Origin of the sequence: Glutamicibacter mishrai, from assembly GCF_012221945.1 — a bacterium.
Lineage (GTDB): Bacteria > Actinomycetota > Actinomycetes > Actinomycetales > Micrococcaceae > Glutamicibacter > Glutamicibacter mishrai.
Genome location: NZ_CP032549.1, coordinates 3544908 through 3570647 on the forward strand (window position 1 = coordinate 3544908; position 25740 = coordinate 3570647).

The 25740-nt window shown below is 62.6% G+C and carries 26 protein-coding genes and 1 pseudogene; all 27 read right to left on the reverse strand.

Annotation, left to right across the window (positions count from 1 at the left end):
* Positions 1 to 5: 5 nt before the first annotated feature.
* Positions 6 to 1211: a methionine adenosyltransferase gene (gene metK / locus D3791_RS16525; protein ID WP_172512851.1), complete on the reverse strand. Its 1206-nt coding sequence runs from the start codon at positions 1209 to 1211 to the stop codon at positions 6 to 8.
* A gap of 77 nt (positions 1212 to 1288) precedes the next feature.
* The gene (gene coaBC / locus D3791_RS16530) at positions 1289 to 2515 is read right to left on the reverse strand and encodes a bifunctional phosphopantothenoylcysteine decarboxylase/phosphopantothenate--cysteine ligase CoaBC (protein ID WP_172512852.1); all 1227 of its coding nucleotides are present in this window, start codon (positions 2513 to 2515) and stop codon (positions 1289 to 1291) included.
* Positions 2516 to 2657: 142 nt separating this feature from the next.
* Positions 2658 to 2918, reverse strand: a complete 261-nt coding sequence (rpoZ, locus tag D3791_RS16535) for a DNA-directed RNA polymerase subunit omega (RefSeq protein WP_022875179.1) — start codon at positions 2916 to 2918, stop codon at positions 2658 to 2660.
* Positions 2919 to 2926: 8 nt separating this feature from the next.
* The gene (gene gmk, locus D3791_RS16540) at positions 2927 to 3493 is read right to left on the reverse strand and encodes a guanylate kinase (protein ID WP_022875180.1); all 567 of its coding nucleotides are present in this window, start codon (positions 3491 to 3493) and stop codon (positions 2927 to 2929) included.
* A 3-nt stretch (positions 3494 to 3496) separates the two neighbouring features.
* On the reverse strand, positions 3497 to 3832 hold the full coding sequence (gene mihF / locus D3791_RS16545; RefSeq protein ID WP_013349055.1) for an integration host factor, actinobacterial type: 336 nt from the start codon (positions 3830 to 3832) through the stop codon (positions 3497 to 3499).
* A 145-nt stretch (positions 3833 to 3977) separates the two neighbouring features.
* Complete coding sequence (gene pyrF, locus D3791_RS16550) at positions 3978 to 4820, reverse strand: orotidine-5'-phosphate decarboxylase (RefSeq protein ID WP_172512853.1); 843 nt, start codon at positions 4818 to 4820, stop codon at positions 3978 to 3980.
* Positions 4813 to 8091 carry a carbamoyl-phosphate synthase large subunit gene (gene carB / locus D3791_RS16555; protein ID WP_022875182.1) on the reverse strand — a complete coding sequence of 1093 codons (3279 nt, stop codon included), beginning with the start codon at positions 8089 to 8091 and terminating at the stop codon, positions 4813 to 4815. Before carB ends, pyrF begins: the two co-directional genes overlap by 8 nt.
* Positions 8091 to 9260, reverse strand: a complete 1170-nt coding sequence (gene carA / locus D3791_RS16560) for a glutamine-hydrolyzing carbamoyl-phosphate synthase small subunit (protein WP_022875183.1) — start codon at positions 9258 to 9260, stop codon at positions 8091 to 8093. The genes carB and carA overlap by 1 nt, the downstream gene beginning before the upstream one ends.
* The gene (locus tag D3791_RS16565; protein WP_022875184.1) at positions 9261 to 9767 is read right to left on the reverse strand and encodes a PH-like domain-containing protein; all 507 of its coding nucleotides are present in this window, start codon (positions 9765 to 9767) and stop codon (positions 9261 to 9263) included.
* Positions 9760 to 11064: a dihydroorotase gene (locus D3791_RS16570; RefSeq protein ID WP_172512854.1), complete on the reverse strand. Its 1305-nt coding sequence runs from the start codon at positions 11062 to 11064 to the stop codon at positions 9760 to 9762. Before D3791_RS16570 ends, D3791_RS16565 begins: the two co-directional genes overlap by 8 nt.
* Positions 11065 to 11075: 11 nt before the next feature.
* Complete coding sequence (locus D3791_RS16575; protein WP_022875186.1) at positions 11076 to 12038, reverse strand: aspartate carbamoyltransferase catalytic subunit; 963 nt, start codon at positions 12036 to 12038, stop codon at positions 11076 to 11078.
* Positions 12035 to 12604 (reverse strand): bifunctional pyr operon transcriptional regulator/uracil phosphoribosyltransferase PyrR, encoded by a 570-nt coding sequence (gene pyrR, locus D3791_RS16580; protein ID WP_022875187.1) that lies wholly within the window; start codon positions 12602 to 12604, stop codon positions 12035 to 12037. Before pyrR ends, D3791_RS16575 begins: the two co-directional genes overlap by 4 nt.
* Before the next feature lie 272 nt (positions 12605 to 12876).
* The gene (locus D3791_RS16585) at positions 12877 to 13437 is read right to left on the reverse strand and encodes a mycothiol transferase (protein ID WP_172512855.1); all 561 of its coding nucleotides are present in this window, start codon (positions 13435 to 13437) and stop codon (positions 12877 to 12879) included.
* A gap of 130 nt (positions 13438 to 13567) precedes the next feature.
* Positions 13568 to 13978, reverse strand: coding sequence for a transcription antitermination factor NusB (gene nusB, locus D3791_RS16590; RefSeq protein WP_022875189.1), 411 nt, complete (start codon positions 13976 to 13978; stop codon positions 13568 to 13570).
* Positions 13978 to 14538 carry an elongation factor P gene (efp, locus tag D3791_RS16595; RefSeq protein WP_022875190.1) on the reverse strand — a complete coding sequence of 187 codons (561 nt, stop codon included), beginning with the start codon at positions 14536 to 14538 and terminating at the stop codon, positions 13978 to 13980. Before efp ends, nusB begins: the two co-directional genes overlap by 1 nt.
* Positions 14539 to 14648: 110 nt before the next feature.
* Positions 14649 to 15179: a tetratricopeptide repeat protein gene (locus tag D3791_RS16600; protein ID WP_052165215.1), complete on the reverse strand. Its 531-nt coding sequence runs from the start codon at positions 15177 to 15179 to the stop codon at positions 14649 to 14651.
* 2 nt (positions 15180 to 15181) lie between these two features.
* Entirely contained in the window at positions 15182 to 16273 is a 1092-nt protein-coding gene (gene aroB / locus D3791_RS16605) for a 3-dehydroquinate synthase (RefSeq protein WP_022875192.1), read from the reverse strand.
* Positions 16274 to 16352: 79 nt separating this feature from the next.
* Positions 16353 to 16841: a shikimate kinase gene (locus D3791_RS16610; RefSeq protein ID WP_022875193.1), complete on the reverse strand. Its 489-nt coding sequence runs from the start codon at positions 16839 to 16841 to the stop codon at positions 16353 to 16355.
* Between the two features lie 13 nt (positions 16842 to 16854).
* Positions 16855 to 18054 carry a chorismate synthase gene (gene aroC / locus D3791_RS16615; protein ID WP_022875194.1) on the reverse strand — a complete coding sequence of 400 codons (1200 nt, stop codon included), beginning with the start codon at positions 18052 to 18054 and terminating at the stop codon, positions 16855 to 16857.
* 29 nt (positions 18055 to 18083) lie between these two features.
* A complete protein-coding gene (locus D3791_RS16620; RefSeq protein WP_172510951.1) occupies positions 18084 to 18923 on the reverse strand; it encodes a shikimate dehydrogenase family protein in 840 nt (279 codons plus the stop codon).
* A gap of 32 nt (positions 18924 to 18955) precedes the next feature.
* Complete coding sequence (gene mltG, locus D3791_RS16625) at positions 18956 to 20353, reverse strand: endolytic transglycosylase MltG (RefSeq protein WP_172510952.1); 1398 nt, start codon at positions 20351 to 20353, stop codon at positions 18956 to 18958.
* 50 nt (positions 20354 to 20403) lie between these two features.
* Positions 20404 to 20877 (reverse strand): Holliday junction resolvase RuvX, encoded by a 474-nt coding sequence (ruvX, locus tag D3791_RS16630; RefSeq protein ID WP_022875197.1) that lies wholly within the window; start codon positions 20875 to 20877, stop codon positions 20404 to 20406.
* On the reverse strand, positions 20870 to 23560 hold the full coding sequence (gene alaS / locus D3791_RS16635) for an alanine--tRNA ligase (RefSeq protein ID WP_172510953.1): 2691 nt from the start codon (positions 23558 to 23560) through the stop codon (positions 20870 to 20872). The genes ruvX and alaS overlap by 8 nt, the downstream gene beginning before the upstream one ends.
* A gap of 19 nt (positions 23561 to 23579) precedes the next feature.
* On the reverse strand, positions 23580 to 23789 hold the full coding sequence (locus tag D3791_RS16640; protein WP_022875199.1) for a hypothetical protein: 210 nt from the start codon (positions 23787 to 23789) through the stop codon (positions 23580 to 23582).
* A gap of 78 nt (positions 23790 to 23867) precedes the next feature.
* Positions 23868 to 24239 carry a DUF948 domain-containing protein gene (locus D3791_RS16645; protein ID WP_022875200.1) on the reverse strand — a complete coding sequence of 124 codons (372 nt, stop codon included), beginning with the start codon at positions 24237 to 24239 and terminating at the stop codon, positions 23868 to 23870.
* Positions 24240 to 24362: 123 nt separating this feature from the next.
* Positions 24363 to 24986 carry a 30S ribosomal protein S4 gene (gene rpsD, locus D3791_RS16650; protein ID WP_022875201.1) on the reverse strand — a complete coding sequence of 208 codons (624 nt, stop codon included), beginning with the start codon at positions 24984 to 24986 and terminating at the stop codon, positions 24363 to 24365.
* A gap of 188 nt (positions 24987 to 25174) precedes the next feature.
* Positions 25175 to 25740, reverse strand: a pseudogene (locus D3791_RS16655) (AAA family ATPase); the annotation flags it as partial.

Genomic DNA, 25740 nt, shown 5'->3' on the forward strand with positions numbered 1-25740 from the left:
GCTTCCTAGGCGTTGAACCAGTTGCGCAATGCGTCGACTCGGTCCAACTTTTCCCAGGTGAAGTCGTTGTCCTCGCGGCCGAAGTGGCCGTGGGCAGCGGTCTTGCGGTAGATCGGGCGCTTCAGGTCAAGATCTTCGATGATGCCCAGCGGGCGCAGGTCGAAGACCTCGTTGATGGCCTTGGTGATCTTGGCGGGGTCCACGGTTTCCGTGCCGAAGGTCTCGACGTACAGGCCCACGGGACGGGCCACGCCGATCGCGTAGGCGACCTGGACTTCTGCGCGACGTGCCAAGCCTGCAGCGACGACGTTCTTCGCTACCCAGCGCATGGCGTAGGCTGCCGAGCGGTCGACCTTCGATGGATCTTTGCCGGAGAACGCGCCGCCGCCGTGGCGGGCGAATCCGCCGTAGGTGTCCACGATGATCTTGCGTCCGGTCAGGCCGGCGTCGCCCACCGGGCCGCCGATGATGAACGGCCCCGATGGGTTCAAGATGATCTTGGTGTTGGACACGTCCAGGCCGGAGCGCTCCAGGATCGGGGTGACGACCTCTTCGTGCAGGTCGGCCTTCAGCGTGGCCAGCTCGTATTCCGAGGCGTGCTGGCTGGAAACCACGACGGTATCCACGGAAACCGGCTTGTCGCCGTCGTAGCCGATGGTCACCTGGGTCTTGCCATCAGGGCGCAGCAACGGCATGCGGCCGTTCTTGCGCACCTGGGTCAGGCGCTCGGAGAGGCGGTGCGAGAGAAAGATCGGGGTCGGCATCAGCGAGTCGGTCTCATCCGAGGCGTAGCCGAACATCAGGCCCTGGTCGCCGGCGCCCTGCAGGTCGCGAGGATCCTTCGCAGTGCCTTCACGCGATTCCAGCGAGTTGAAGACGCCGTCGTGGATCTCCTGGGACTGCTGGCCGATCGACACGGACACGCCGCAGCGGGCGCCGTCAAAGCCGTTGGCCGAGGAGTCGTAGCCGATGTCCAGGATGGTCTTGCGGACGATCTCAGGGATCTCCACGTAGCCGTTGGTGGTCACCTCGCCGGCCACGTGGACCAGGCCGGTGGTGGTGAGGGTCTCGACGGCGACCTTGGAATCCGGGTCCTGCGCCAGCATGGCATCGAGGATCGCGTCCGAAATCTGATCGCAAATCTTGTCCGGGTGTCCCTCGGTTACGGATTCCGAGGTGAAGAGACGAAGTTCAGGGGTTGTTGAAGTCACCTTTTTACTCTATCTGGTCTAGTGGACCGTTAAGCAGTTGTTGCGACGATACGTGACTAAGCACCATATGGCGCAGCTCACGAGATGTCGTCTGCATGTCCTTTTGTTGCGTGGGAAATCTGTTCGATGACGACGCGGGCCACCTCTAATTTGCTTCCGGCGGCCTGCACCGATTCGTGGCCGTCGGCAAACAGCACCTGGATGGCGTTGGTTTCTTCGCCGAAGGTCAGGGTCGCGCCGACCTCATTGACCACCAGCATCTCGCAGCCCTTGCGCTCGAGCTTGGCCCGGCCGTAGTCCAGCACGCTGCCCTGCTCGTCGCCGGTTTCCGCCGCGAATCCAACGATGAACCGCGGCAACTCATCATTGCCGCCGCGGGCCTGGACGATCTCGGCCAAGATGTCGGGATTGCGCACCAGCTCAATCACCGGAGCCGAATGCTCATCGCGCTTCTTGATTTTCGAGTTCTCGATCGTGGCCGGCCGGAAGTCGGCGACCGCCGCGTTCATGATCAGCACATCCTTGCCGGGCGCGTGTTCGAACACTGCCTCCCGCAATTCCAGGGCGCTCGACGCGTGGACCACGTGCACGCCATGCGGCACGGGAACCTCTAGATGCGTGACGATCAGCGTGACCTCTGCCCCGGCCGCGCGTGCGGCTTCGGCGAGGGCAACACCTTGTCGTCCCGAGGAGCGGTTTCCGAGGAACCGCACCGGGTCGAGTGGCTCGCGCGTGCCGCCAGCGGTGATGAGCACCGAGGTGCCAGCGAGGATGGGGTCGGAAAGAAGATCCTGGATGGATGCGAAGATCTCTTCCGGTTCAGGCAGACGGCCGGGACCGGAATCCTTGCCGGTGAGCCGTCCCGAAGCTGGCTCGATTACTCGCACGCCGCGTTCGCGCAATGTGGCGACGTTGTCCACGGTGGCAGGATGCTGCCACATTTCGGTGTGCATCGCCGGCGCCATTACGACCGGTGCGCGGGTGGCCAATAGGGTTCCGGTCAGCAGATCGTCGGCGATCCCCGCTGCTGCCTTGGCCATGAGGTCTGCCGTTGCCGGGACGATCAGGACCAGGTCAGCCATCTGGCCCAGCCGAACGTGATTGACGTTCTCCACTGCATCGAAAACGCTCGAGGTGACCGGATTGCCCGAAAGCGCCTCCCAGGTTGCGTTTCCCACGAAATTTTCCACGTTGCTGGTCGGAATCACGTCGACGTGGTGCCCGGCTTCACGCAGCAAACGCAGCAGGAGAACGGACTTGTAGGCGGCGATTCCTGCCGAGACGCCTAGGACGATTCGCTTCACGAAGTACTTCCTCGAAGTTATCTGTGCGGTGAGAACTGACGATGGGTTGATGGGCCTGCAGCCTCTGGCAGCACGCCAGAGTGCCCGGTTTAAAGGTGCTTAACGAAAAAGAAGGCGCCCGATTAGGGCGCCGACTTTTCGATTAGTCCTCGATGACCTCGGCTGGAGTAACCTTCAGCAGGCTGTCATCCAGTTCGCGCAAGGCGATGGTCAGTGGCTTTTCGTTCAGCTTGGTCTCAACCAGTGGACCAACGTACTCGAAAAGGCCTTCGTTGAGCTGAGCGTAGTAAGCGTTGATCTGGCGTGCACGCTTAGCCGAGTTGAGTACGATTGCGTACTTCGAGTCGTTGGTCTCAAGCAACGAGTCGATCGATGGGTTAATGATTCCCTCTAGGTTGGACACAGGACTCCCTATTTGTCGTTCTTTAGCCCCATGAGGGCTACAAGCTCTTCGGCGGCACGTGCAACATCGTCGTTCACGATGGTCACGTCGAATTCTGATTCCGCCGCAAGTTCTAGTTTAGCGGTTTCCAGGCGGCGCTGCTGTTCCTCGGGCGTTTCAGTGCCGCGTCCCACAAGACGACGCACCAATTCATCCCACGATGGCGGTGCCAGGAAGACGAATTTTGCCTCCGGCATCGACTCCTTGACCTGGCGGGCACCCTGCAAATCGATCTCCAGCAGAACCTTTTTGCCTTCAGCCACTGCATCTTCGACCGTGGAGCGAATGGTGCCGTAGCTGTTCTGGCCGTGGACGACAGCCCACTCCAGCATCTGGCCTTCCTCGACTAGCTCGTGGAAACGTTCCGGACCCACAAAGAAGTAGTGGACTCCGTCCTGTTCCCCTGGTCGAGCGTTTCGGGTCGTCGCGGACACCGAAAGCCAGACATCTGGATAGTTGTCACGGATATAGGTAGAGACGGTGCCCTTACCTACTGCCGTGGGGCCGGCTAGAACAGTTACCGACGCAGCGGTCATTGACTACACTTTCGTTTTTGGCGGGCTTTGCTTGAAGTGTTCGGTGATTGCGGTGCGCTGTTTGCGTCCCAATCCACGCAGTCGGCGGGATGGTGAAATGCCAAGGCGTTCCAGCAAGTTTGCCGCGCGTACTTCGCCTACGCCCGGCACCGATTCCAGAAGGTCCATGACACGCATGCGTCCCACGGCTTCATCTTCGTATACCAAGTCTAGTACCTCGGTGATGGAAATTTTGCCGGCGCTGAACTCCGCCTTGATTTCCGCACGACGTGTGCGTGCGGCAAGGGCTTTGGCGCGGGCCCGGATACGATCTTCGTCAGAGAGTTCTCGCAGTACCATCGTTCAGCCATCCTTAATGTGTAGTTGACTAAGGCTATGTTGAGAAACATAGCGATCAAACGCTGCTTTTGCAAGACTAAACGCGTTGTGGCTACTAGAAACTCTAGTAGCCACAACGCGTTCCTGTCACTAAGCGGAATTTTCGCTAGCCCGCGGCGACCAATTCATCGCGCACCCTCAGCGCTTTCTCACGAAGTGCCACTACATTAGGGCCTTCTTTCAAGATGTCGCGGCTGCTGGTTCCTAGCACCTGCGAGTAGCTAGAAGCGAATGACTTGGCAATATCCTGCGCCGTGGCTCCCTGGGCGCCGAGCCCGGGAGTTAGCAGCGGGGCTTTGCTCGCAGTGAGGTCGATCCCCAGCTTTTCCGGTGCGTCGCCGATGGTTGCGCCAACGACCAAACCCACGTGGCCTAAATCTTCTGCAGCAGCATTTTCCTTGGTGACTTGGTCGATAATAGCTTTAGCAACCGAGTTTTCACCACCAACGTGCTGCACCGAAGGACCTTCAGGATTGGAAGTCAGCCCAAGTACGAACACTCCCCTGCCGGTGGCCGCAGCCAAATCCAAGGCCGGACGCAAGGATTCGTAGCCCAGATACGGGCTGAGCGTGACCGCGTCAGAGGCCAATGGCGAGCGGTCATCGAGCCACGCCGTCGCATAAGCGTCCATGGTCGAACCGATATCGCCGCGCTTGGCATCGGCCAGGGTCAGCAAGTTTGCAGACTTGGCAGCGGCCAGGGTTTCTTCCAGCACCGCAAATCCGGCCGAGCCGAAGCGCTCGTACAGGGCGACCTGCGGCTTGAGGATCGCCGCGGCGCCGGCCATCGCCTCGACAACGGTCAGTGAGAAAGATCGCACGCCTTCGGCCGTGTCGTCCAGCCCCCAGGCTTCCAGCAACGCCGGGTGCGGGTCGATTCCCACACATAGCGGGCCACAAGCCTGCATGGCTGAACGCAGCCGTTCACCAAATGGGATCGGGCTAGGCATTGCGGGCTGCCGTCAGGTTGGCTTCGTGCTCCTGCAAGCTGGTGACATCCCAAGCGTATTCACGCAGGGCGTCGATGGCCTGGACCGAAGCGTTGAATTCTGCCACGGTGGTGATGACCGGGGTGCCGACCGAAGTCGCGGCGGCGCGGATTTCGTAGCCGTCACCGCGTGCGTCGGAACCCGAAGGGGTGTTCAGGATCAAACCGATTTCGCTGGCGTTGATCAGATCGACGATCGAGTCGCCGCCTTCGTGCAGCTTGCCCACCACCTGCGTCGGGATGCCGTTGCGGCGAAGAACCTCTGCGGTGCCACCGGTGGAGATGATCTCGAAGCCGTTATCCGACAGGTGCTTGACCGGGAGGACGATCGAGCGCTTGTCGCGGTTGGTTACCGAAACGAAGACCTTGCCGGAGGTCGGCAGCGGGTTGTTCGCCGCGGCCTGCGACTTGGCGAACGCGGTGTCGAAGTACTTGTCGATACCCATGACCTCGCCGGTGGAGCGCATTTCAGGGCCGAGCAGCGAGTCGACGACCTTGCCCTCCGGGGTGCGGAAGCGGGCGAAAGGCATGACTGCTTCCTTGACTGCGATCGGAGCCGAATCCGGCAGGTGCGCACCGTCGCCTACTGCTGGCAGGTAGTTGCCGCGCAGTTCGGCCAGGGTCTTGCCAACGCCGATCAGCGCGGCGATCTTGGAGAGCTGCACACCGGTGGCCTTCGAGGTGAACGGCACGGTGCGCGAGGCACGCGGGTTCGCCTCGATCACGTACAGGATGTCGCTGGCCAGCGCGAACTGGATGTTGATCAGGCCGCGTACGCCCACGCCTTGGGCGATGGCCAGGGTGGCTGCCTTCACGCGGTCGCGCACATCCGGGCCGAGGGTGATCGGAGGCAGGGTGCAGGCCGAGTCGCCGGAGTGGACGCCGGCTTCCTCGATGTGCTCCATGATGCCACCGACGTAGAGGTCGGTGCCGTCGTACAGGGCGTCGACGTCGATCTCGATAGCGTCTTCCAGGAAGCGGTCCACCAGGACCGGGTGGTCAACGGTGATCTCGGTGGCGTTGGTGATGTAGCGCTCGAGGTTCGCCTCGTCGTACACGATCTCCATGCCGCGTCCGCCCAGCACGTAGGAAGGGCGGACCAGGACCGGGTAGCCGATGGAGTCGGCAATGGCCTTGGCATCGGCGAAGGATACGGCGGTGCCGTTCTTCGGTGCGATCAGCCCGGCGTTATCCAGCACGCGCTGGAAGGCGCCGCGGTGCTCGGCCAGATCGATGGCTTCCGGCGAGGTGCCCAGGATCGGCACGCCGGCGGCCTTCAGCTCGGCAGCCAGCTTCAACGGGGTCTGTCCGCCGAGCTGCACGAAGACGCCCAAAACGCCGCCCGTCTGCTCTTCGGCGTGGATGACCTCCAGCACGTCTTCCAGGGTCAGCGGCTCGAAGTAGAGGCGATCGGAGATGTCGTAGTCGGTGGAGACGGTTTCCGGGTTGCAGTTGACCATCACGGTCTCGTAGCCCTCGGCGCGCAGCGCCATGACCGCGTGCACGCAGGAGTAGTCGAACTCGATGCCCTGGCCGATGCGGTTAGGACCGGAACCGAGGATGATCACAGACTTCTTCTCGTGGGTGGCCAGCTCGGACTCTTCATCGTACGAGGAGTACATGTACGGGGTGAAGGCCTCGAACTCGGCGGCGCAGGTGTCCACGGTCTTGTAGACGGGGCGCACGCCCAGAGCATGGCGGATGCCGCGGATGACTGCCTCGGACTTGCCGGTCAGCTGTGCCAGCTGGGCGTCGGAGAAGCCGTGGCGCTTGGCTTCGCGCAATACTTCCTCGGGCAGGTCCTTGTTCTCCGCGACCAGCTGCGCGGTCTCGTTGATCAAAGCCAGCTGATCCAGGTACCAAGGATCGATGGAAGTCACTTCGAAGAGGCGTTCGATCGACACACCGGAGAACAGCAGGCGCTGGACCAGCGAAAGGCGTTCGGTCGAGCCCTTCACGATCGAGGCCAGCACTGCTTCGTGCTCGGCTTCCGGGATCGGCTCGAAGGACAGCTCCGAACCCTTCTGCTCCAGGGAGCGCAGGGCCTTCTGCAGCGCTTCGGTGAAGTTGCGGCCCAGGGCCATGGCTTCGCCGACCGACTTCATGGTGGTGGTCAGGGTCTTGTCGGCTGCCGGGAACTTCTCGAAGGCGAAGCGCGGGACCTTGACGACAACATAGTCCAGGGCTGGTTCGAAGGATGCCGGAGTCTTCTGGGTGATGTCGTTCGGGATCTCATCCAGGGTGTAGCCCACGGCCAGCTTGGTGGCGATCTTGGCGATCGCGAAGCCGGTGGCCTTGGAGGCCAGTGCCGAGGAACGCGATACGCGCGGGTTCATCTCGATGACGACTACGCGGCCGGTGTCCGGCTCGATGGCGAACTGGATGTTGCAGCCGCCGGTGTCAACCCCGACTTCGCGGATGACGGCGATCGAGATGTCGCGCAGCTTCTGGTATTCGCGGTCGGTCAGGGTCATGGCCGGGGCCACGGTGATCGAGTCGCCGGTGTGCACGCCTACCGGGTCGAAGTTCTCGATGGAGCAGACGACCACGACGTTGTCGTTCTTGTCGCGCATCATCTCCAGCTCGTACTCCTTCCAACCCAGGATGGACTCCTCCAGGAGCACCTCGGTGGTTGGCGAGTACTGCAGGCCGGCACCGGCAATGCGGCGCAGGTCTTCCGGGTTGTAGGCCATGCCCGAACCCAGGCCGCCCATGGTGAACGATGGGCGGACAACGACCGGGTACTTCAGTTCCTCAACGGCGGCGAAGGCTTCGTCGAGGGTGTGCACGATGACGGACTTGGCCGACTCGGCGCCGCAGCGCTCGACGACGCCCTTGAACTTCTCGCGGTCCTCGCCCAGCTCGATGGCTTCGATATTCGCGCCGATCAGCTCGACGTTGTACTTCTCCAAGGCGCCGGACTTATCCAGCGCGATGGCGGTGTTCAGTGCGGTCTGGCCGCCCAGGGTTGGCAGGATCGCATCCGGGCGTTCCTTGGCGATGATCTTCTCAACGACCTCGGGGGTGATCGGCTCGACGTAGGTGGCGTCGGCGAATTCCGGGTCGGTCATGATCGTCGCTGGGTTGGAGTTCACCAGGATGACCCGCAGGCCTTCTTCCTTGAGCACGCGCAGTGCCTGGGTGCCGGAGTAGTCGAATTCAGCGGCCTGTCCGATAACGATCGGGCCCGAACCGATGACGAGTACTGATTTCAGATCGGTGCGCTTAGGCATTACTTGCTGTCCTTTTCTGCGGCGGAATCCAACGCGGTGATGAAGCGGTCAAAGAGGTAGGCGGCATCGTGGGGGCCAGATGCGGCTTCTGGGTGGTACTGCACGGAGAAGGCCGGGATGTCCAAGCAGTTCAAGCCTTCGACCACCTGGTCGTTGAGCGAGTAGTGCGAGACTTCGACCTTTCCGAAGCGTTCCACGGGTGCGGTCAGTTCGCCCTCGATCGGGGCGTCCACGGCGAAGCCATGGTTCTGGCTGGTGATTTCCACCCGGCCGGTGGCCTTGTCCATCACCGGCTGGTTGATGCCGCGGTGGCCGAAGCGCAGCTTATAGGTGTCGAAGCCCAGGGCGCGGCCCAGGATCTGGTTGCCGAAGCAGATGCCGAAGTATGGCAGGCCGGCATCCAGCACCGAGCGGACCAGTTCCACCTGCTTGGTGGCGGTGGCCGGGTCGCCCGGGCCGTTGGAGAAGAACACGCCGTCGGCGCCGGTGGCCTTGATATCTTCCAAGGTGGCGTCATGCGGCAGGACGTGCACGCGCAGGCCGCGTTCGGCCAGGCGCTGCGGGGTCATCGACTTCATTCCCAGGTCGATCGCGGCGACGGTGTGCTTGGCGGCGCCTTCATAGCCGTGGTCTGCTGGTTCGACGATGTAGGCCGAATCCACCGAGACCTCGGCGGAGATGTTGCGGCCGGCCATCGATGGCTGGGCCTTGACGATCTCGATCAGCTCGGCATCGGACTTTGCTGCGTCGTCGCCGGAGAAGACGCCGGCCTTCATAGCGCCGGCCTCGCGCAGGTGGCGGGTCAGCGCACGGGTATCCACATTGCGGATGCCGACAATGCCGTACTCCTTGAGGTCGTCGTCCAGTGTGCGCTCGCTGCGCCAGTTGCTCGGACGGCGCGCGGCGTCGCGCACCACGTAGCCGGCGGCCCACATGCGGGTGGACTCGGGATCTTCGGAGTTCACGCCGGTGTTGCCCACGTGCGGGAAGGTCTGCACGATGATCTGGTGGGCGTAGGAAGGGTCAGTCAGGGTTTCCTGGTAGCCGGTCATGCCGGTGGTGAAGACGGCTTCACCCAGGGTAGTGCCCACGGCGCCGTAGCTGCGTCCGCGGAAGATGCGGCCATCTTCGAGTACCAACACGGCTGGTAGGTTGCTCAGGGAATTCACTTATTTGTCTCCTGCTCGGCTTACGTCGCCATGCGACGCCAGCAACTGATAAATCTTGGGGGTGTCCTCGGAATACCGGGGACGGAATCCTGTGTCGAAGTTGAAGCCTTCGCGATTCCAGCTGATCACGATCAGCCCGTTCTTCTCGACAAATTTGCCGATCATCCCGTTCGATCGCCTGACCGCGTCGAAGTGCTCCCATGGAATGTGCACATCGCGGCTGCCGGATCGGATCAGGTGCACGCCGTGTTCGCCGACCTCCAAGGTGGCGTTGGTGCGCACGCCCAGATCGTGCACGGCAATGCGATCGAGCCAATCATCAAATTTTGTGGTGGCCACGTACATTCCGGTGAAGCTGTGTTCGGTGGCATCGTCGAATTCTTCAAAGGGCTCCGGGACCTGCGCCTGGCGGGCCTTGAGGTTCCGCCAGCCGACCAGGATCATCGTGATGCCGGCGACGATGACCAGGATGGTGATGATAACCGGGCCGAGTGCTCCCTCAGGCATGAGCCGCCCTTGGGGTTGCCAGCTGGCCATCGAGCACGGTGGCGTGGCCGTGGAAGAAGGTCGCGCGCACCGAGCCTGGCAATTCCATGCCGGCGAACGGCGAATTGCGTCCCTTGGTGGCCATGGCCGACGGGTCGACCGTCCAGTGCGCTGCCGGGTCGACCAGGGTCAGGTTGGCGGGCTCCCCCACGGCGATCGGGCGGCCCTGATCGGCCACGCGGCCGATCTGCGCCGGAACGCTGGAGGTGATCCGCGCGACATCGGCCCAGCCCAGCAGCCCGGTGTCCACCAGGGTGTGCTGGACGATGGACAATGCGGTTTCCAAACCGGTCATGCCCATGGCGGCCGCTCCCCATTCGCAGTCCTTGGACTCGGAAGGGTGCGGGGCGTGGTCGGTGCCGATCACGTCGATGGTGCCATCGGCGACACCGGCGCGCAGGGCCTGCACATCGGCTTCACGGCGCAGCGGCGGGTTGACCTTGTACACCGGATCATAGGTGCGCACCAGTTCGTCGGTGAGCAGCAGGTGGTGGGGGGTGACCTCGGCGGTGACGTTGATGCCGCGGGCCTTGGCCCAGCGGATGATTTCGACCGAGCCGGCGGTGGATACGTGGCACACGTGAAGGCGGGCGCCAACGTGTTCAGCCAGCAGCACGTCGCGGGCGATGATCGACTCTTCGGCCACTGCGGGCCAGCCGGGCATGCCCAGGATGGAGGAGACTTCGCCCTCGTTCATCTGGGCGCCCTCGGTCAGGCGTGGTTCCTGCGCGTGCTGGGCGATCACGCCGTCAAAGGCCTTGACGTACTCCAGCGCGCGGCGCATCAGCAGCGGGTCCCAGACGCAGATGCCGTCATCGGAGAACATCTTCACGGCGGCGCGCGAATCGGCCATGGCGCCGATTTCGCTCAGCTGCTTGCCGGCCAGTCCCACGGTGACTGCGCCGACCGGACGGACATCCACCCATCCGGCCTTGCGGCCCAGCTCGTAGACCTGCTCGACAACGCCGGCGGTGTCGGCCACCGGGGTGGAGTTGGCCATGGCGTGCACCGCGGTGTAGCCGCCGCGCGCTGCGGCCTGCGAACCGGTTTCCACGGTTTCGGCGTCTTCGCGGCCTGGTTCGCGCAGGTGGGTGTGGGTGTCGACGAGACCTGGCAGCAGCACGAGATCCTTCGCGTCAATGACCTGCACGTCGTCGGTGGCTTCAATGGTGCCGATCTGGGCGATCTTGCCGTCGACGATCAGCACGTCTTGGGCCTCGCCGCCGAGGATGGCGGCCTGTTGGATCAAGTAATTCATGGGTTCTTCTTTCAGATCAGGTCGCCGGAGAGGAGCATGTACAGGCTGGCCATGCGCACGGCCACGCCATTGGTGACCTGGTCGAGCACGGTGGAGCGCGGTGAGTCTGCGGCCGCCGAAGAGATTTCCAGGCCGCGGTTCATCGGGCCGGGGTGCATGATCAGCGTTTCGGCTCCGCTGGAATCCAGCTGGCCCAGTCGCGCATCATCCAGTCCCCAGTAGCGCGAGTATTCGCGGGGGTTCGGGAAGTAGGCGGCGTTCATGCGTTCACCTTGGACTCGCAGCATCATCAGCGCATCCACGCCCGACGCGATGACTGCGTCCAGGTCGTAGCTGATGGTGCAGGGCCAGGAGTGCGCGCCGACCGGCAGCAGGGTCGGCGGGGCGACCATGGTGACTTCGGCGCCCAGGGTGTTCAGCAGCCAGAGGTTGGAGCGGGCCACGCGGGAATGCAGGATATCCCCGACGATCGCGACCTTCAGTCCATCCAGGCCTTGGCCTGCAGGGTTGGTGCCATTGCGCAATGCCACCTGGCGGCGCAGGGTGAATGCGTCCAGTAGCGCCTGGGTGGGGTGTTCGTGGGTGCCGTCGCCTGCGTTGACGATCGGCAGGCCGATCCAGTCGGTGGCAGCAAGCCTGGCCGGGGCACCCGAGTCTGGGTGGCGGATGACTACTGCGTCGGCACCGATGGCCAGCAGGGTTTGGGCGGTGTCCTTCAGCGACTCGCCCTTGGATACGCTGGAGCCCTTCGCCGAGAAGTTGATGACGTCGGCGCTCAGGCGCTTGGCGGCGGCTTCGAAGGAGATGCGCGTGCGGGTGGAGTCCTCGAAGAAGAGGTTCACCACGGTGCGTCCGCGCAGGGCCGGGAGCTTCTTGATGGCGCGGGTGCCGGACTCGCGCATCTCTTCGGCGATGTCCAGGATGGAGATGGCTTCTTCGCGGGTCAGATCCGCGGTGGAGAGCAGGTGTTTCATGCTGCGCCTTCGATCATCACTTCATTGGTCCCGTCAATTTCCGCCAGGTGCACGCGCACCTTTTCGCTCTTCGCGGTGGGCAGGTTCTTGCCCACATGGTCGGCGCGGATGGGAAGTTCACGGTGGCCGCGGTCTACCAGGACGGCGAGGCGGACGATGCTCGGGCGGCCCCAGTCGGCGAGGGCATCCAATGCGGCGCGAATAGTGCGGCCGGAATAGAGCACGTCGTCAACGAGCACCACGACTTTGCCATCGATCCCGCCGGCAGGAAGGCGCGTGGGAGATGGCGTGCGGGTGGTGGAGTGGCGTAGATCGTCGCGGTACATGGTGATGTCGAGCTGGCCGACCAGGGCGGCCGGGTCGAGATTGCCTGGGGCGCTGGCTGCGATGCGCTGGGCCAAACGCTGGGCCAACGGGAATCCGCGGCTGGGAATACCCAAGAGCACAAGGTCGTCTGTGCCCTTGTTCGCCTCGATAATTTCGAAGGCTACGCGAGTGAGTACACGATCGATATCGTCGCCGGTAAGAACCGTGCGCGACACATCTGGCACTGAATTTTCATTCATGCTGTGCACTTCTCCCTTCTCCGCCTCACGGGACGGGATTTAAAGGAATATTGCTAGTTCAAATTATCACGAGCCGGCACCTAAACCCTAGCGGAAAGCTATGCATGACACTGAGTACCCGGTGAGATCCATCACTCGGTGCGGTGGCTCACTTTCCCGCTCCTGCGCCATACCGCCGATCGCGGTGCCTTCAGCGGCGGAGGCGGCGCCGCTGTTGGCTTCGGCACAGCGTCTTAATGGCGGGGATGTGTCGTGCGATGCTATGTGGCGCGCTATTGTCCGATCCGGCCGTCGATGCATTCGCGCAGCAGATCCGCGTGCCCGCAGTGCCGGGCATACTCTTCGATCCGGTGCACCTGCAGCTCGCGCACGGTGATGTGCTCGCGGCCGATGCTCTGCCCAAGATCCTGGTACTGGGCGAGCTCCTGGTCTGTGGCCCGCTGTTCGGCATCCAAGACCTCCAGGGCCTGGGCCACACAGCCAGGCTCCGGCACGGCTTGGTCGAAATCCGCGTCATGCGGGCCGTAGATCCGTGCCAGCAACTCCCCCGAGGTAATCCAATTGCGCCAGTCGCGTTCTACTTCGCCCAGATGGCGAAGCAGTCCCAACAGCGACATGGTCGAGGGCGGCACCGAGCGCCGGGCCAAATGCTCGGCATCCAGGCCCTGGCATTTGAGCTGGAGGGTCTGGCGGTAGTCGCGCAGATATCTTTGATAGGTTTGCGCCTCCCCTACCGGATCCGGCTCGCCGGTATCCCTGGGGTCTTCCTCCGGGTCGAGCCACATGTCGGGGACTACAACGGCTTGGCTCCATCGCTGTGGTGCGTGATTCATTCCATCATTCTTGCGCTGCGCTGCGGTGTGGACAAGGCGAAATGGATATCGGGTGCAGGGACGCAGAAAAGCCTGGGCCGGAACCCCAATAATGGTGTTCCGGCCCAGGCTTAGAGACTGAGAATCGATGCTAGTCGACCAGGGTGTCCTTGACGCTTTGGATTCGGCCCAAAACGCCGTTGACGAATTCTGGCGACTCGTCGGTGGAGAGTTCGCGAACGTTCACCACGGCTTCAGCCACGGCTACTGCGTCGGGAACATCATCGTTGTAGAGCAATTCCCACACGCCGATGCGCAGCGCGCTGCGGTCAACCGCTGGCATGCGCTCGATGGTCCAATCCTTGACGTAGCTCTCAAGAACTTCGTCAATGCGGTCCAGGTGGGCCATGACGCCTTCGATGATCGTCAACGAGTACTCATTGAGTACGATGTCCGAGTTCTCCCGGCGCGAGATGGCGACACCCATCGGGTCGACATCGCGGGCTTCGGCCTCAAACAGGAATTCGAGGGCTCGGCGACGGGCTTTGGCGCGGGCTCTCACTAGTTGACACGACCCAGGTAATCGCCGGTGCGGGTGTCAACCTTGACCTTGGTGTTCTGCTCGACGAACAGTGGAACCTGGATTTCCTTGCCGGTTTCCAGCGTCGCTGGCTTGGTGCCGGCCGAAGAGCGGTCGCCCTGCAGGCCTGGCTCGGTGTAGGTGATTTCCAGAATGACCGAAGCTGGCAGTTCCAGGTACAGCGGGCTGCCATCGTGCATAGCGATGGTCAGTTCCTGGTTTTCGAGCATGAAGCCGGCGGCGTCGCCTACGGTTTCGCCGGAAACGGTGATCTGGTCGTAGTCTTCCAGGTTCATGAAGACGTAGTCTTCGCCGTCCTGGTAGAGGTACTGGTAATCGCGGCGGTCAACGGTTGCGGTTTCGATCTTGGTACCGGCGTTGTAGGTCTTGTCCACTACCTTGCCGGACAGCACGTTGCGCATCTTGGTGCGAACGAATGCGCCGCCCTTGCCTGGCTTGACGTGCTGGAAGTCGATGATGGTCCAGAGCTGGCCCTCGATCTTCAGAACCACGCCATTTTTAATGTCAGTTGTATCCGCCACGTTTCCTCAATCCTCTATTGACGCCAGCATGCACTGGCATTATCAAAAATCCATCTACAAGTTTACCCTACTGCGGCGCGAGCCGTTAGGGTGGCGCACGGTGGCGCTCGTTACTGCGCTGCGCGCTCTTCGGCGATGTTCAGGCAGATGCTCGACGCGTTGACCAGGTAGGCATCGTCATCAAGCTCGATGCGCAGGTCCATGGCCTTGCGGAAGCGGGTCGCCGCGGCCTTGAAGTCGCCCTTTGCGAAGAAGGACAGGCCCAGGTGGTGATGCATCAGCGGCTCGTAATCGGTGCCGGCGAATTCCTCGGCCAGCTTGCGCAGGCGGTTGATCGCACGATCGAAGTCGCCCTGCATGCGGGTCAATTCGGTATCCAGCACGCGCAGGTGCGCATTGGTCGGATCGACCAGGCGGGATTCGGCGATCAGCTCGCCGGCTTCCGCAAGATCTCCGCGGGCCAGCAGGATCATGACCTGGTCGGTTGGCGAACCAACCTGCATCTGGTGCTCTGCGGCCTGTTCGTCGGCGACATATGGCTTGAGGGTCTCCGGATCGATCAGAACGCCATTAACCGACGTTCCAACACCCTGACGGTTTACCGATGCGACGTCAATGGCGTATGCGGTGTAGTCACCCATGTTCACTCCCCGATTTCTTGGTAGGCCGCAAAGAGCAGCGAGTTATCCGGTACTTCGTAGATGCGCGGCTTGCCGATGGCTTCGAGGACAACGAAGCGCAACTGGTTGCCACGGGCCTTCTTGTCCCGCTTCATGCCATCGAGCAGCGCGGCCCAGCGGTCATTGCGGTAAGTGGTTGGCAGCCCCAGGGACTTGAGGATGTTCACGTGGCGATCGGCGATCTCATCGGAGGTATAACCGACGGAACGGCCGAGCTCGGCAGCGAAGCACAGGCCGATGGAGACCGCGGCGCCGTGGCGCATCTGGTAACGCTCGGCAAGTTCGATGGCGTGGGCCAGGGTGTGGCCGTAGTTCAAGAATTCGCGGTCGCCGGATTCCTTGAGGTCGCGGGAGACCACGTCCACCTTGACCGCAATGGTGCGTTCGATCAGCTCGCGCAATCGGGCGCTGCCCGGATTGATGGCGTCTTCTGGATCCTCTTCGATCAGTTCCAGGATGCGCTCATCGGCGATGAAGCCGGTCTTGACGATCTCGGCCATGCCGGTCACCAGTTCGTTCTTCGGCAAGGTGGCCAAGGCATCGAGGTCAGCGAGCACCGCGGCAGGCGGATGGAAGGCGCCAACCAGGTTCTTGCCTTCTGCGGTGTTGATGCCGGTCTTGCCGCCCACGGCAGCATCAACCATGCCCAGCAGGGAGGTCGGAATGTGGATGACCTTCACGCCACGCAGCCAGGTGGCAGCCACGAATCCGGCAAGGTCGGTGACGGCGCCGCCGCCCACGGAGATGACCGCGTCGCTGCGGGTGAAATCATTCTTGCCCAGGACTTCCCAGCAGAAGGAGGCGACCTGGATGTGCTTGCCCTCTTCGGCATCAGGAATTTCAGCGGTCAGTGCTTCCAGGCCGACGTTGGCCAGTTCGTCGCGGACGACGTCCCCGGTGGTGCGCAGTGCGCGGGGGTGGATCACCAAAACCTTTTTAACCGAAGGTCCGAGCAGTTCGGGCAGGTGCCCCAACAATCCGTTGCCAACCAGTACTGGGTACGATTCGGCGGCAGTGTTTCCCGAGACCTTCAAAGTGGTCGGTGCTAATGGCATCAGTCTTGTTCCTCCTGATGGTGCTGATCTGTCTAGCGTACGCGCGTGATTGGTGAGAACTGGCATCTCGTGGCGCTAATCACAGCTGTTCGAGTTGCGGCAAAATCTCTTCGACAATTTGTAGAACGGACTTTCCGTCGACCACAACATGCACGTCAGCCAGCATTTCGTAAATAGGGCGTCGCTTTTCGTAAACCGAAGCCCAGACGGTGAGTGCTTCGTCACCTGCCAGCAGCGGGCGGTTGGAGTCGGCTTTGATCCGCTCGGCCGCCGCCTGCTGGCCCAGCTCCAGATAGACCACGGTGCCGCGCGAGAGCAATTGCTGGTTCTCTTCGCGGAGCACCGCGCCGCCACCGGTGGCAACTACCCCGGTGAGCAGGCGCGCCAAGGCCTGGACTTCCAGATCGCGGAAATGCGACTCGCCATGCTCGGCAAATATCTGCGGAATGGTGCCATGATGGGCCACCACGGCAGCATCCGAGTCGGCGAAACTGGTTGATAAGGCCGTGGCCAGTGACCTGCCCACGGTGGACTTGCCACTGGCCATCGGACCAATGAGGTAAATCATTACCGAATGCTTCCTAGACGCCAGTCGATCCCAGATTATCCGGGATGTTCGCCAGGTAGGAGTCGATATTGCGCTTGGTTTCAGCCACCGAGTCGCCGCCGAACTTCTCCAGCAGGGACTGGGCTAGCACCAGGGCCACCATGGCTTCGGCGACAACGCCAGCTGCCGGAACGGCACAAACATCCGAACGCTGGTGGTGCGCAGTGGTGTCCTCGCCGGTGGCGGTGTCAACGGTGCGCAGCGCGCGCGGAACGGTGGCGATCGGCTTCATGCCGGCGCGAACACGCAGCACCTCGCCAATGCTCATGCCGCCCTCGATGCCGCCAGCGCGGTTCGAGTTGCGCTTGATGCTGCCATCTTCGGCATGCACGATTTCGTCGTGCGCTGCCGAGCCGCGGCGGGCTGCGGTTTCAAAGCCGTCGCCGACTTCCACGCCCTTGATGGCCTGGATGCCCATCAATGCGGCAGCAAGGCGCGCATCCAGACGGCGATCCCAGTGCACGTAGGAGCCGATGCCCGGAGGGAGGTTGTAGGCGAGAACCTCAACCACGCCGCCGAGGGTCTCCCCTGCCTTGTGCGCGTCGTCGACCTCGGCGACCATGGCTTCGCTGGTCGCCTTATCGAAGCAACGCAGCGGATCGGCGTCCAATGCTTCAACGTCGTCGGCGGTAGGCAACGGCGCGTCGGCAGGAACGGAAACGGCACCTACGGCGGTGGTGTGTGAAACGAGCTGGATGCCCAGGTCGTTGAGGAAGCGGGAAGCCACCGAGCCCAGGGCCACGCGGGCCGCGGTTTCGCGGGCGCTGGCACGCTCGAGGATCGGGCGGGCATCGTCGAAGCCGTACTTCTGCATGCCGGTGAAATCGGCGTGGCCTGGACGAGGGCGGGTCAGCGGCGCATTGCGCGCCAGCGAAGCGAGCTCATCAAGATCGACGGGATCCGCGCTCATCACGCGCTCCCACTTTGGCCATTCGGTGTTGCCGATTTCAATGGCCACCGGACCACCCTGGGTCTTGCCGTGGCGTACGCCGCCAAGGAAAGTCACCTGGTCCTTTTCAAACTTCATTCGCGCCCCGCGGCCATAGCCCAAGCGGCGGCGCGCCAATGCTTCACGTACTACTTCGCTATCCACCGATACTCCGGCAGGTAGCCCTTCAAGAATTCCAACAAGTGCCGGGCCATGCGATTCGCCCGCGGTCAACCAACGCAACATGTCCTCTATTTTGCCATGACCTGATGGAATTACTGGTGTCGGAGCAGTCCCAGAGAGTCATACATCGCATTTGTGACGTCAACCCGCCGCTGCTCATCCCACGCCTCGGAGGCGAAAAGGCGGACCTGTTCGACCGCTTGGTGCACGAGCATGTGCAGGCCGGAAATGACCTGTCCCTGCCAGGACGAGGCCAATCGCGAGGGCCATGGATCGTAGGCGACATCCAGCAGGATCCCGGTTCCGGAGCCCACGGCCGGGACCCAATCGTCGCCCGCGCGCGGCGGCAGGGTGCTGAAGACCAGGGGCAGCTGGCGCAGCTGCTCGGCAAGTTCCTCGGTGATCGCCGATATTTCGTGGACGACCGGGACCATGCCCAGCTCTGTGGCCAGTTCCACGGCGCGCCCGGAGCGCTGGGCGGAGCGGACGACCAGGGTGACGTGCTTGACCCCGATCAGGGCGCTGGCCTGCAAGGCCGCCAGAGAGGTATTGCCCGAACCGAGGATCATGGCCCGGTCGGTGGAGGTCATCGAGAAGTCCGCGAGGGCCTGGACCAGTCCGTCGATGTCGGTGTTCTCCCCGTACAGGGAGCCGTCCTCGCGCACCACGATGGTGTTCAGCGCGCCAAGTTGCCGCACCCGGGTGGAGACCTCGTCCATCAACGGGACGAAGGCATCTTTCAGGGGCATGGTCACCGAGCAGCCGGCCCAGTTGCCCTGGCGCAGGCGCGCCACATGCTCGGCGCACTGCGCAGGCTGCAGATCGATGGCTTCATAGCTCAGCGCCGCGCCCAGCAGCTCGTAGGCGGTGCGGTGCAATACCGGCGACTTGGAGTGGCCGACCGGATGGCCCAGAACGGCAGCCTGCTTCATCAATTCACGTACTTTCTGCGGTGATGCCGCGTTTAGCAGACATCCGAATTCTGTTGGCACCATGCGCGGAATTCAGCCTGGTTCTGCTGGTGTTCGGCATAGCTGGAGGCGAACTTCGTTTCGCCGGTTTTGATGTTCACGGTCACCCAGTAGTAGTAGCCGTTTTCCTGCGGGTTGGCCGCAGCCTTGATCGCCGACGTGGCAGGCGAGCCGATAGGGGTCGGAGTCAGGCCCCTGTGCACGTAGGTGTTGTACTTGTTGCCAGCGTCCTTGCGTTCGGCCTGGCTGAACTGCAGGCTGTAGCGGTTCAAGCCATAGATCACCGCAGAGTCGACCTGGAGCAAACCGTGGGTTTCCTTGTTGGCTGGATTCAATCGGTTCTCGATGGCACCGGCTACGGTTGCGTAGTCCTTTTCGCGGGCTTCGGCTTGCAGGATCGAGGCGACTTTCAAGGTGCGGTAGCCCTTGTCCAGGTCGCTGATCCCGGCGTCCTTCAGGGTGTCCTTGGTGGCGCGCACCATCTTGGAAAGTACTTCCTTCGGGGTGCTGTCCAGTGCGAAGCGGTATTCGCCCGGGTGCAGCCAGCCTTCAAGGTTGGGCACTGAATCCGGCAGTCCGAATTTTTCCGGCTGGTTGGCCAGCTTTTTCAGGTCAGCCAGTTTCAGGCCGGAGCCCTTGGCGATTTCTTCCAGCGCCGCGTTCATGCGCAGGTTCGCCTTCAGGCCGATGTAGAAGACCTTGCCGGGTCGATTGTCCACGAGCACTTCGGCGGCATCCGCTGCCGGCATCTGGGATTTGAGCAGGTAGGTTCCGGGGTGGATGACCTTATTGGCCTGCTTGGAGTTCTCCACCGCCTTGATAAGCAGCTTGTCGTTGGAGATCACATCCAGGTCTTCAAGCTTGCGCGAGATCACGCCAAGGCCCTGGCCGTCTTCCACGGTGAATTCGACGGTGGCTCCGCCCGGACCGGGATAGTCGTCCGGGTTGAACTGCTTGACCAGGGATTTGATGAAGTAGAAGGACCCTGCCACCACTAGAGCGAAAATGAGCACGGTGGCCAGCATCACCAGATTGCGCTTGCGCCTGGTCTTCTTGCGGTGCAGTTTTTCGTGCTCTTGATCGTCCTGGCCGAGCAGGCCGTTGCTGTGCAGCGAGTCCTGCGGCTCGACGATCGGGGTTTGGGCGGTGTGCACCGGGGCAAGGGTGGGCAGGAACCGGGTGTGGGTGTCCTGCCCGCCCTTATCACCGGCAGCGTCCGCATTGGTGTCGCCGGCCGTCTCTGGATCGGCCGGAGCATTCAAGTAATGATCGAGTCCAGTGACTTCCGGGGTCGAAGGTTCAGCGATCGGCAGGCCTTGGCCTGCCGCGAAGCTTTCATACAGCGCGCGATGCGTTTCGCGTTGCCGTTCTTGACGGGCTTCTTCTCGCATCAACTCTCATTTCTCGGTGTGGCATCGTCCTCGGCCGCGTAGCGCGAAACCTATTTCATGACGATCCGGCTGGCCTGCACGCGGACGTTGTTCCGACGCATTTCCAGCACTTGCTGCAGGATCTCGGTGGCTGCGACCTGGTCGACAACCTTTCGATGATCCTCCATCTTACGGCCCGAGGCGTGCAACGCGCGATGCGCATTCACGGTGCTCAAACGCTCGTCAACCAGAAAAACCTCAAGCTCGATATTAGCGCTCACGGCTTCTTCTGCCAAAGCAATGGCGTAGTCACGGGCCATTTTGGTGGAGTCTGTGTCATTGCCCGCCAAGGACTTGGGCTCGCCGATGAACACCTCGCCGACATTTCGATCGGCGATGATGCGCAAGAGCATCCGGCGATCCGAATTCTTCTTCAGATCGCGGCGCAGGGTCATCACCGGGGTGGCCAAGATGCCCGAGGGGTCGGAGATGGCGACGCCGACGCGGGCCAGGCCCACGTCGACGCCGAGTGCCAATTTAGCCATTGGCCAAAGCCGCCCGAATGGCATCCAGCGCTTCATCGATCTTCGAAGCGTCCTGGCCGCCACCCTGGGCCATGTCGTCCTTGCCGCCGCCACCGCCGCCGAGCACGCCGGTTGCGGTGCGCACCAGCGCGCCAGCCTTGAAGCCGTTGGCGCGTGCATCGTCATTGGTCACAGCCAGTACCAGTGGCCGGCCATTGGAGACGCCGATCAGCACGATCACTGCCGCTTCGCTGCCCAGCTTGCCACGCAGATCCAAAGCCATGGTGCGCAGCGCGTCGGCTGAATCGATGGAGCCGGCGTTGTGGGCCAGCAACCGGGTCGAGCCGATGGTCTGGACCTTCTCCAGCAGTGCTGCCGACTGGGCGAGCATGGCCTGGCTCTTGAGCTCGGCGATCTGCTTTTCAGCGGCCTTGAGCTTGGCAACGGTGTCGTTGACACGCTCGGAGACCTGGTTGGACGGCACGCGGAACAGGCCCGAGAGCTCGGAAACCAGTGCGCGCTCGGCAGCACCGTGGCGGAAGGCCTCCATGCCGACCAGCGCTTCAACACGGCGGTTGCCCGAACCCACCGAAGCCTCGGAGAGCAAGGTCAGCTGGCCGATGCGAGCGGTGGTATCTACGTGGGTACCGCCGCACAGTTCGCGCGACCAGGCGCCGTTCATTTCCACGACGCGCACGTCGTTGGAGTACTTTTCGCCGAACAGGCTCATGGCGCCCAGCTTCTTCGCCTCGGCCAGGGCCATCTCATTGGTGATGACCTGGTGGTTGGCGGCGATCGCGAGGTTTACGACTTCTTCGACTTCGCTGCGAGCGGCAGCTGAGAGGGCTTCAGCCCACGAGAAGTCGAAGCGCAGGTAGCCTGCCTTGTTGAAGGAACCTGCCTGGGTGGCCGTTGGGCCGAGCAGTTCGCGCAGGGCGGCGTGCACCAAGTGGGTGGCCGAGTGGGCCTGCTCGCCGGAACGACGGCGGACCGCGTCAACCTGGGTGCGTACCAAGGCCTCGGCAGGAAGCTCGCCTTCGCGCACGATCACCTTGTGCACGTTCAGGCCCTTGACCGGTGCCTGGACGTCGGTGACTTCCAGCACGAAGCCGTCACCGGTGATCAGGCCGCTGTCGCCAGCCTGGCCGCCGGACTCGGCATAGAACGGGGTCTCGTTCAGGACCAGGTCGATTTCCTGGCCCTGCTCTGCGTAAGGCACGACCTGGCCATCGCGGATGATGCCGCGGATGGAGGATTCGCCTTCCAGAGTGTCGTAGCCGGTGAAGTGCACGTTGCCGGCCTCGGCCAGCTTGTTGTAGACCGAGAGGTCGGCGTGGCCGGCCTTCTTGGCCTTGGCATCCTTCTGGGCGCGGGTGCGCTGCTCGTTCATCAGCTCGCGGAAACGCGACTCGTCAACGGACAGGCCAGCCTCGGCCGCGATCTCCAAGGTGAGGTCGATCGGGAAGCCGTAGGTGTCGTGCAGGGTGAAGGCGTCGTCGCCCGAGAGGTTCGCGCCCTCTTCCTTGGCGTGGATCAGTGCCTCGTCAAGGCGGGTGGTGCCCGAAGCGATGGTGCGGCGGAAGGCGCGCTCTTCGGCGTAGGCGATGCGGGCGATGCGCTCGAAATCAGCCTCGACCTCAGGGTAGACGCCCTTCATGGCGTCGCGCGAGACCGGAAGCAGCTCTGGGAGCACTTCGCTCTCCACGCCCATCAGGCGCATGGCGCGCACGGCGCGGCGGATCAGGCGGCGCAGCACGTAGCCGCGGCCTTCGTTGCCCGGGGTGACCTGATCGGAGATCAGCATCAGCGAGGAGCGGATGTGGTCGGCGATCATGCGCAGGCGCACGTCGTTGGCGTGGTTGGGGTCTGCTGGATCCTCGGTGGAGGTGTAGCTGACGCCTGCCAGTTCAGCGGCCTTGTCGAGCACCGGACGGACCTGGTCGGTCTCGTACATGTTCTCGACGCCCTGCAGGATCATGGCCAGGCGCTCGAGGCCCAGACCGGTGTCGATGTTGCGCTTTGGCAGTTCGCCGGCAACGTCGAAGTCGGTCTTGGAGCGTACTGCCGAGAGGCGGTACTGCATGAACACGAGGTTCCAGATCTCAATGTAGCGGGTCTCGTCGACGGCTGGGCCGCCTTCTTGGCCGTACTGCGCACCGCGGTCGTAGTAGATCTCCGAGCAAGGACCGCCGGGGCCGGGCTGGCCGGTGTTCCAGTAGTTATCTTCCTTGCCGGTTCCCACGACGCGCTCGGTCGGGATGCCGATCTCTTCTTCCCAGATGCGGCGTGCTTCCACGTCCTTCTCGTCGCCGTCTTCGTAGACGGTGACCCAGAGGCGTTCCTTGTCCAGGCCGTAGCCGCCAGCTTCAACCGGGCTGGTCAGCAGCTCCCAGGCGAAGTGGATGGCATCCTTCTTGAAGTAATCGCCGAAGGAGAAGTTGCCGCACATCTGGAAGAAGGTGCCGTGGCGCACGGTCTTGCCGACTTCTTCGATGTCGCCGGTGCGGATGCACTTCTGCACCGAGGTCGCACGGTTGTAGGGGGCCTCTTCGCGGGCGGTCAGGTAAGGAATGAAGGGAACCATGCCGGCCACTGTGAACAGCAGCGATGGGTCAGATGAGACCAGCGAGGCGCTGGGCACCGCCGTGTGGCCCTTCGAGACGAAAAAGTCGACCCACCGACGGGCAATTTCCTGCGTTTTCATCGTGTTACGGATGATCCCTTCACTTAGCGGCGTCCACGCCCAAGGCGGAACGTAATTCTTCTTCTCTGGAGGTCATGCCTTGATGGAAGGCTTCCAGATATTCGGCGACACGGTCGGCGTACTTGCCGACCTGGCGGTTGAGCGCTGCACCGGATTTAACTTCAGCGTATTTCTTGGTGGCGAGCACTCCTACGCCCACTCCAATAGAAACCCACAAGAACTTTTTCATTCTAGTCTCCTTGGCGGCCTTCGATTGGCCGTCCCTCGTTCAGCGCGCCGATACGTGTTCGATCGAACAGGCTCTGGCTTAGCGGCTGCGGCGTGCCTTGCCGCTTGGCTTGGTGTTCATCGCGGCCTTCACGCCTTCGGTGAATGCGGCCACCTTGATCAGCGGCTTACCGACAGTGGCGGCGACCAACGAGGACAGCGCGGAAACATTGGCGGTCGTATCAGAAACGTTATTGGTGATCGTATCGACCTTTTTGAGCTGGTCGTTAGTGGTCGCCACAGTGTTGGCGACTTCACCTAGCAACGGGGTGGTTCCGTCGGACACGTCTTTGATCGTGGTGCGAAGCTCATCAAACACCTTGCCTAACTTGATGATCGGCACGGCCAGCAGCACTACTAGTACAACAAACGCGCCGGCTGCGATAAGCCCTGCAATATCCGAACCCGACATATGCTTCCTCTTCTGCTTGGGTTTTGGTGCCAGTTCACCTTATCGAAGTCTGCGCTCCAATAGGTAGTTAAGCGACAAGCCCGCAACCGAAATCGGTTGCGGGCTTGGAACTAGCGCACGGATTTAGCGTGCGTAGTACTCGACCACGAGGTTCTCTTCGCAGGTCACTGGGATCTCTGCACGCTCAGGAGCGCGCAGGTAGGTAGCCTGAAGGGCTTCCAGCTTCACGTCCAGGTAAGCAGGAACAGCTGGCAGCACCTTGGAGTGCTCGCCGGCAGCAGCCATCTGGAATGGAACCATCTTCTCGCTCTTCTCGTGTACGTGGATCAGCTGACCCGGCTGTACCTTGAAGGACGGGCGGTCAACACGCTGGCCGTTGACCAGGATGTGACGGTGCACAACCAGCTGGCGAGCCTGCTGGATGGTGCGGGCGAAGCCTGCACGCAGAACCAGGGCGTCCAAGCGGGACTCGAGCAGTGCCAGCAGGTTGTCACCGGTCTGGCCGCCGAGGCGCTTGGCTTCCTTGAAGGCGCTCAGCATCTGAGCTTCGCGGATGCCGTACTGGGCACGCAGACGCTGCTTCTCGCGCAGACGTACTGCGTAGTCGCTGTCCTGCTTCTTACGGGCGCGGCCATGCTGGCCTGGACCGTATGGACGGCGCTCCATGTACTTTTCAGCTTTAGGGGTCAATGCAAGGCCGAGCGCACGCGAAAGGCGTACGGTGCGGCGGGCACGGGCGTTAGCCATTGATGTGTCCTTTTCGTTCAGCGACGGTATCTACTGGCCTCCAGGATGGAGAGTGTGTGGGCGTCGCGTCCCTGCTACACTGCAACCTTGCTCCGGTCGCCGATCACTCGGATTCCGGGCAGGGCTTGCCAGCCAAAGATCAAGTCTACACGAAGCGAAGGCAGCAAGTCTTGAGGCATAGCGCACAATTAGCGCTTGCGTGCCCCGCGCACCGGGTCCTTGCCGCGAATGATCTCCCGCAGTCGCGCCAGCCGCGATCCGATGGTTTTTCTCCGCGCATTGACCGTAGGCGTGTAGTAATTGGTGCCCAACAAATCATCGGGCAGGTACTGCTGGGTCGCAATGGAATGCGGCGCGTCATGGGCGTAGATGTACCCGACGCCATGGCCGAGTTGCTTGGCCCCGGGATAGTGCGCGTCGCGCAGGTGATCGGGCACCAAGGAGCCTTTGCCCTCGGCGACATCGGCCAGCGCGGCGTTGATGGCGTTGTATGCGGCATTGGACTTTGGCGCGGTGGCAAGATGCACCGTGGCATGGCCCAGCATGATCCGGGCTTCGGGCATGCCGGTGAGCTGCACCGACTGGGCCGCGGCCACGGCCAGTGCAGTGCGGTCGGATCGGCCATGCCGATATCTTCACTGGCAGAGATCATCAACCGCCGGGCGATAAACCGCGGGTCCTCCCCCGCCGAAAGCATGCGCGCAAGGTGTGCAGGTCAGAATCCACGTCCAGCCGCGGATGGACTTGATGAAGG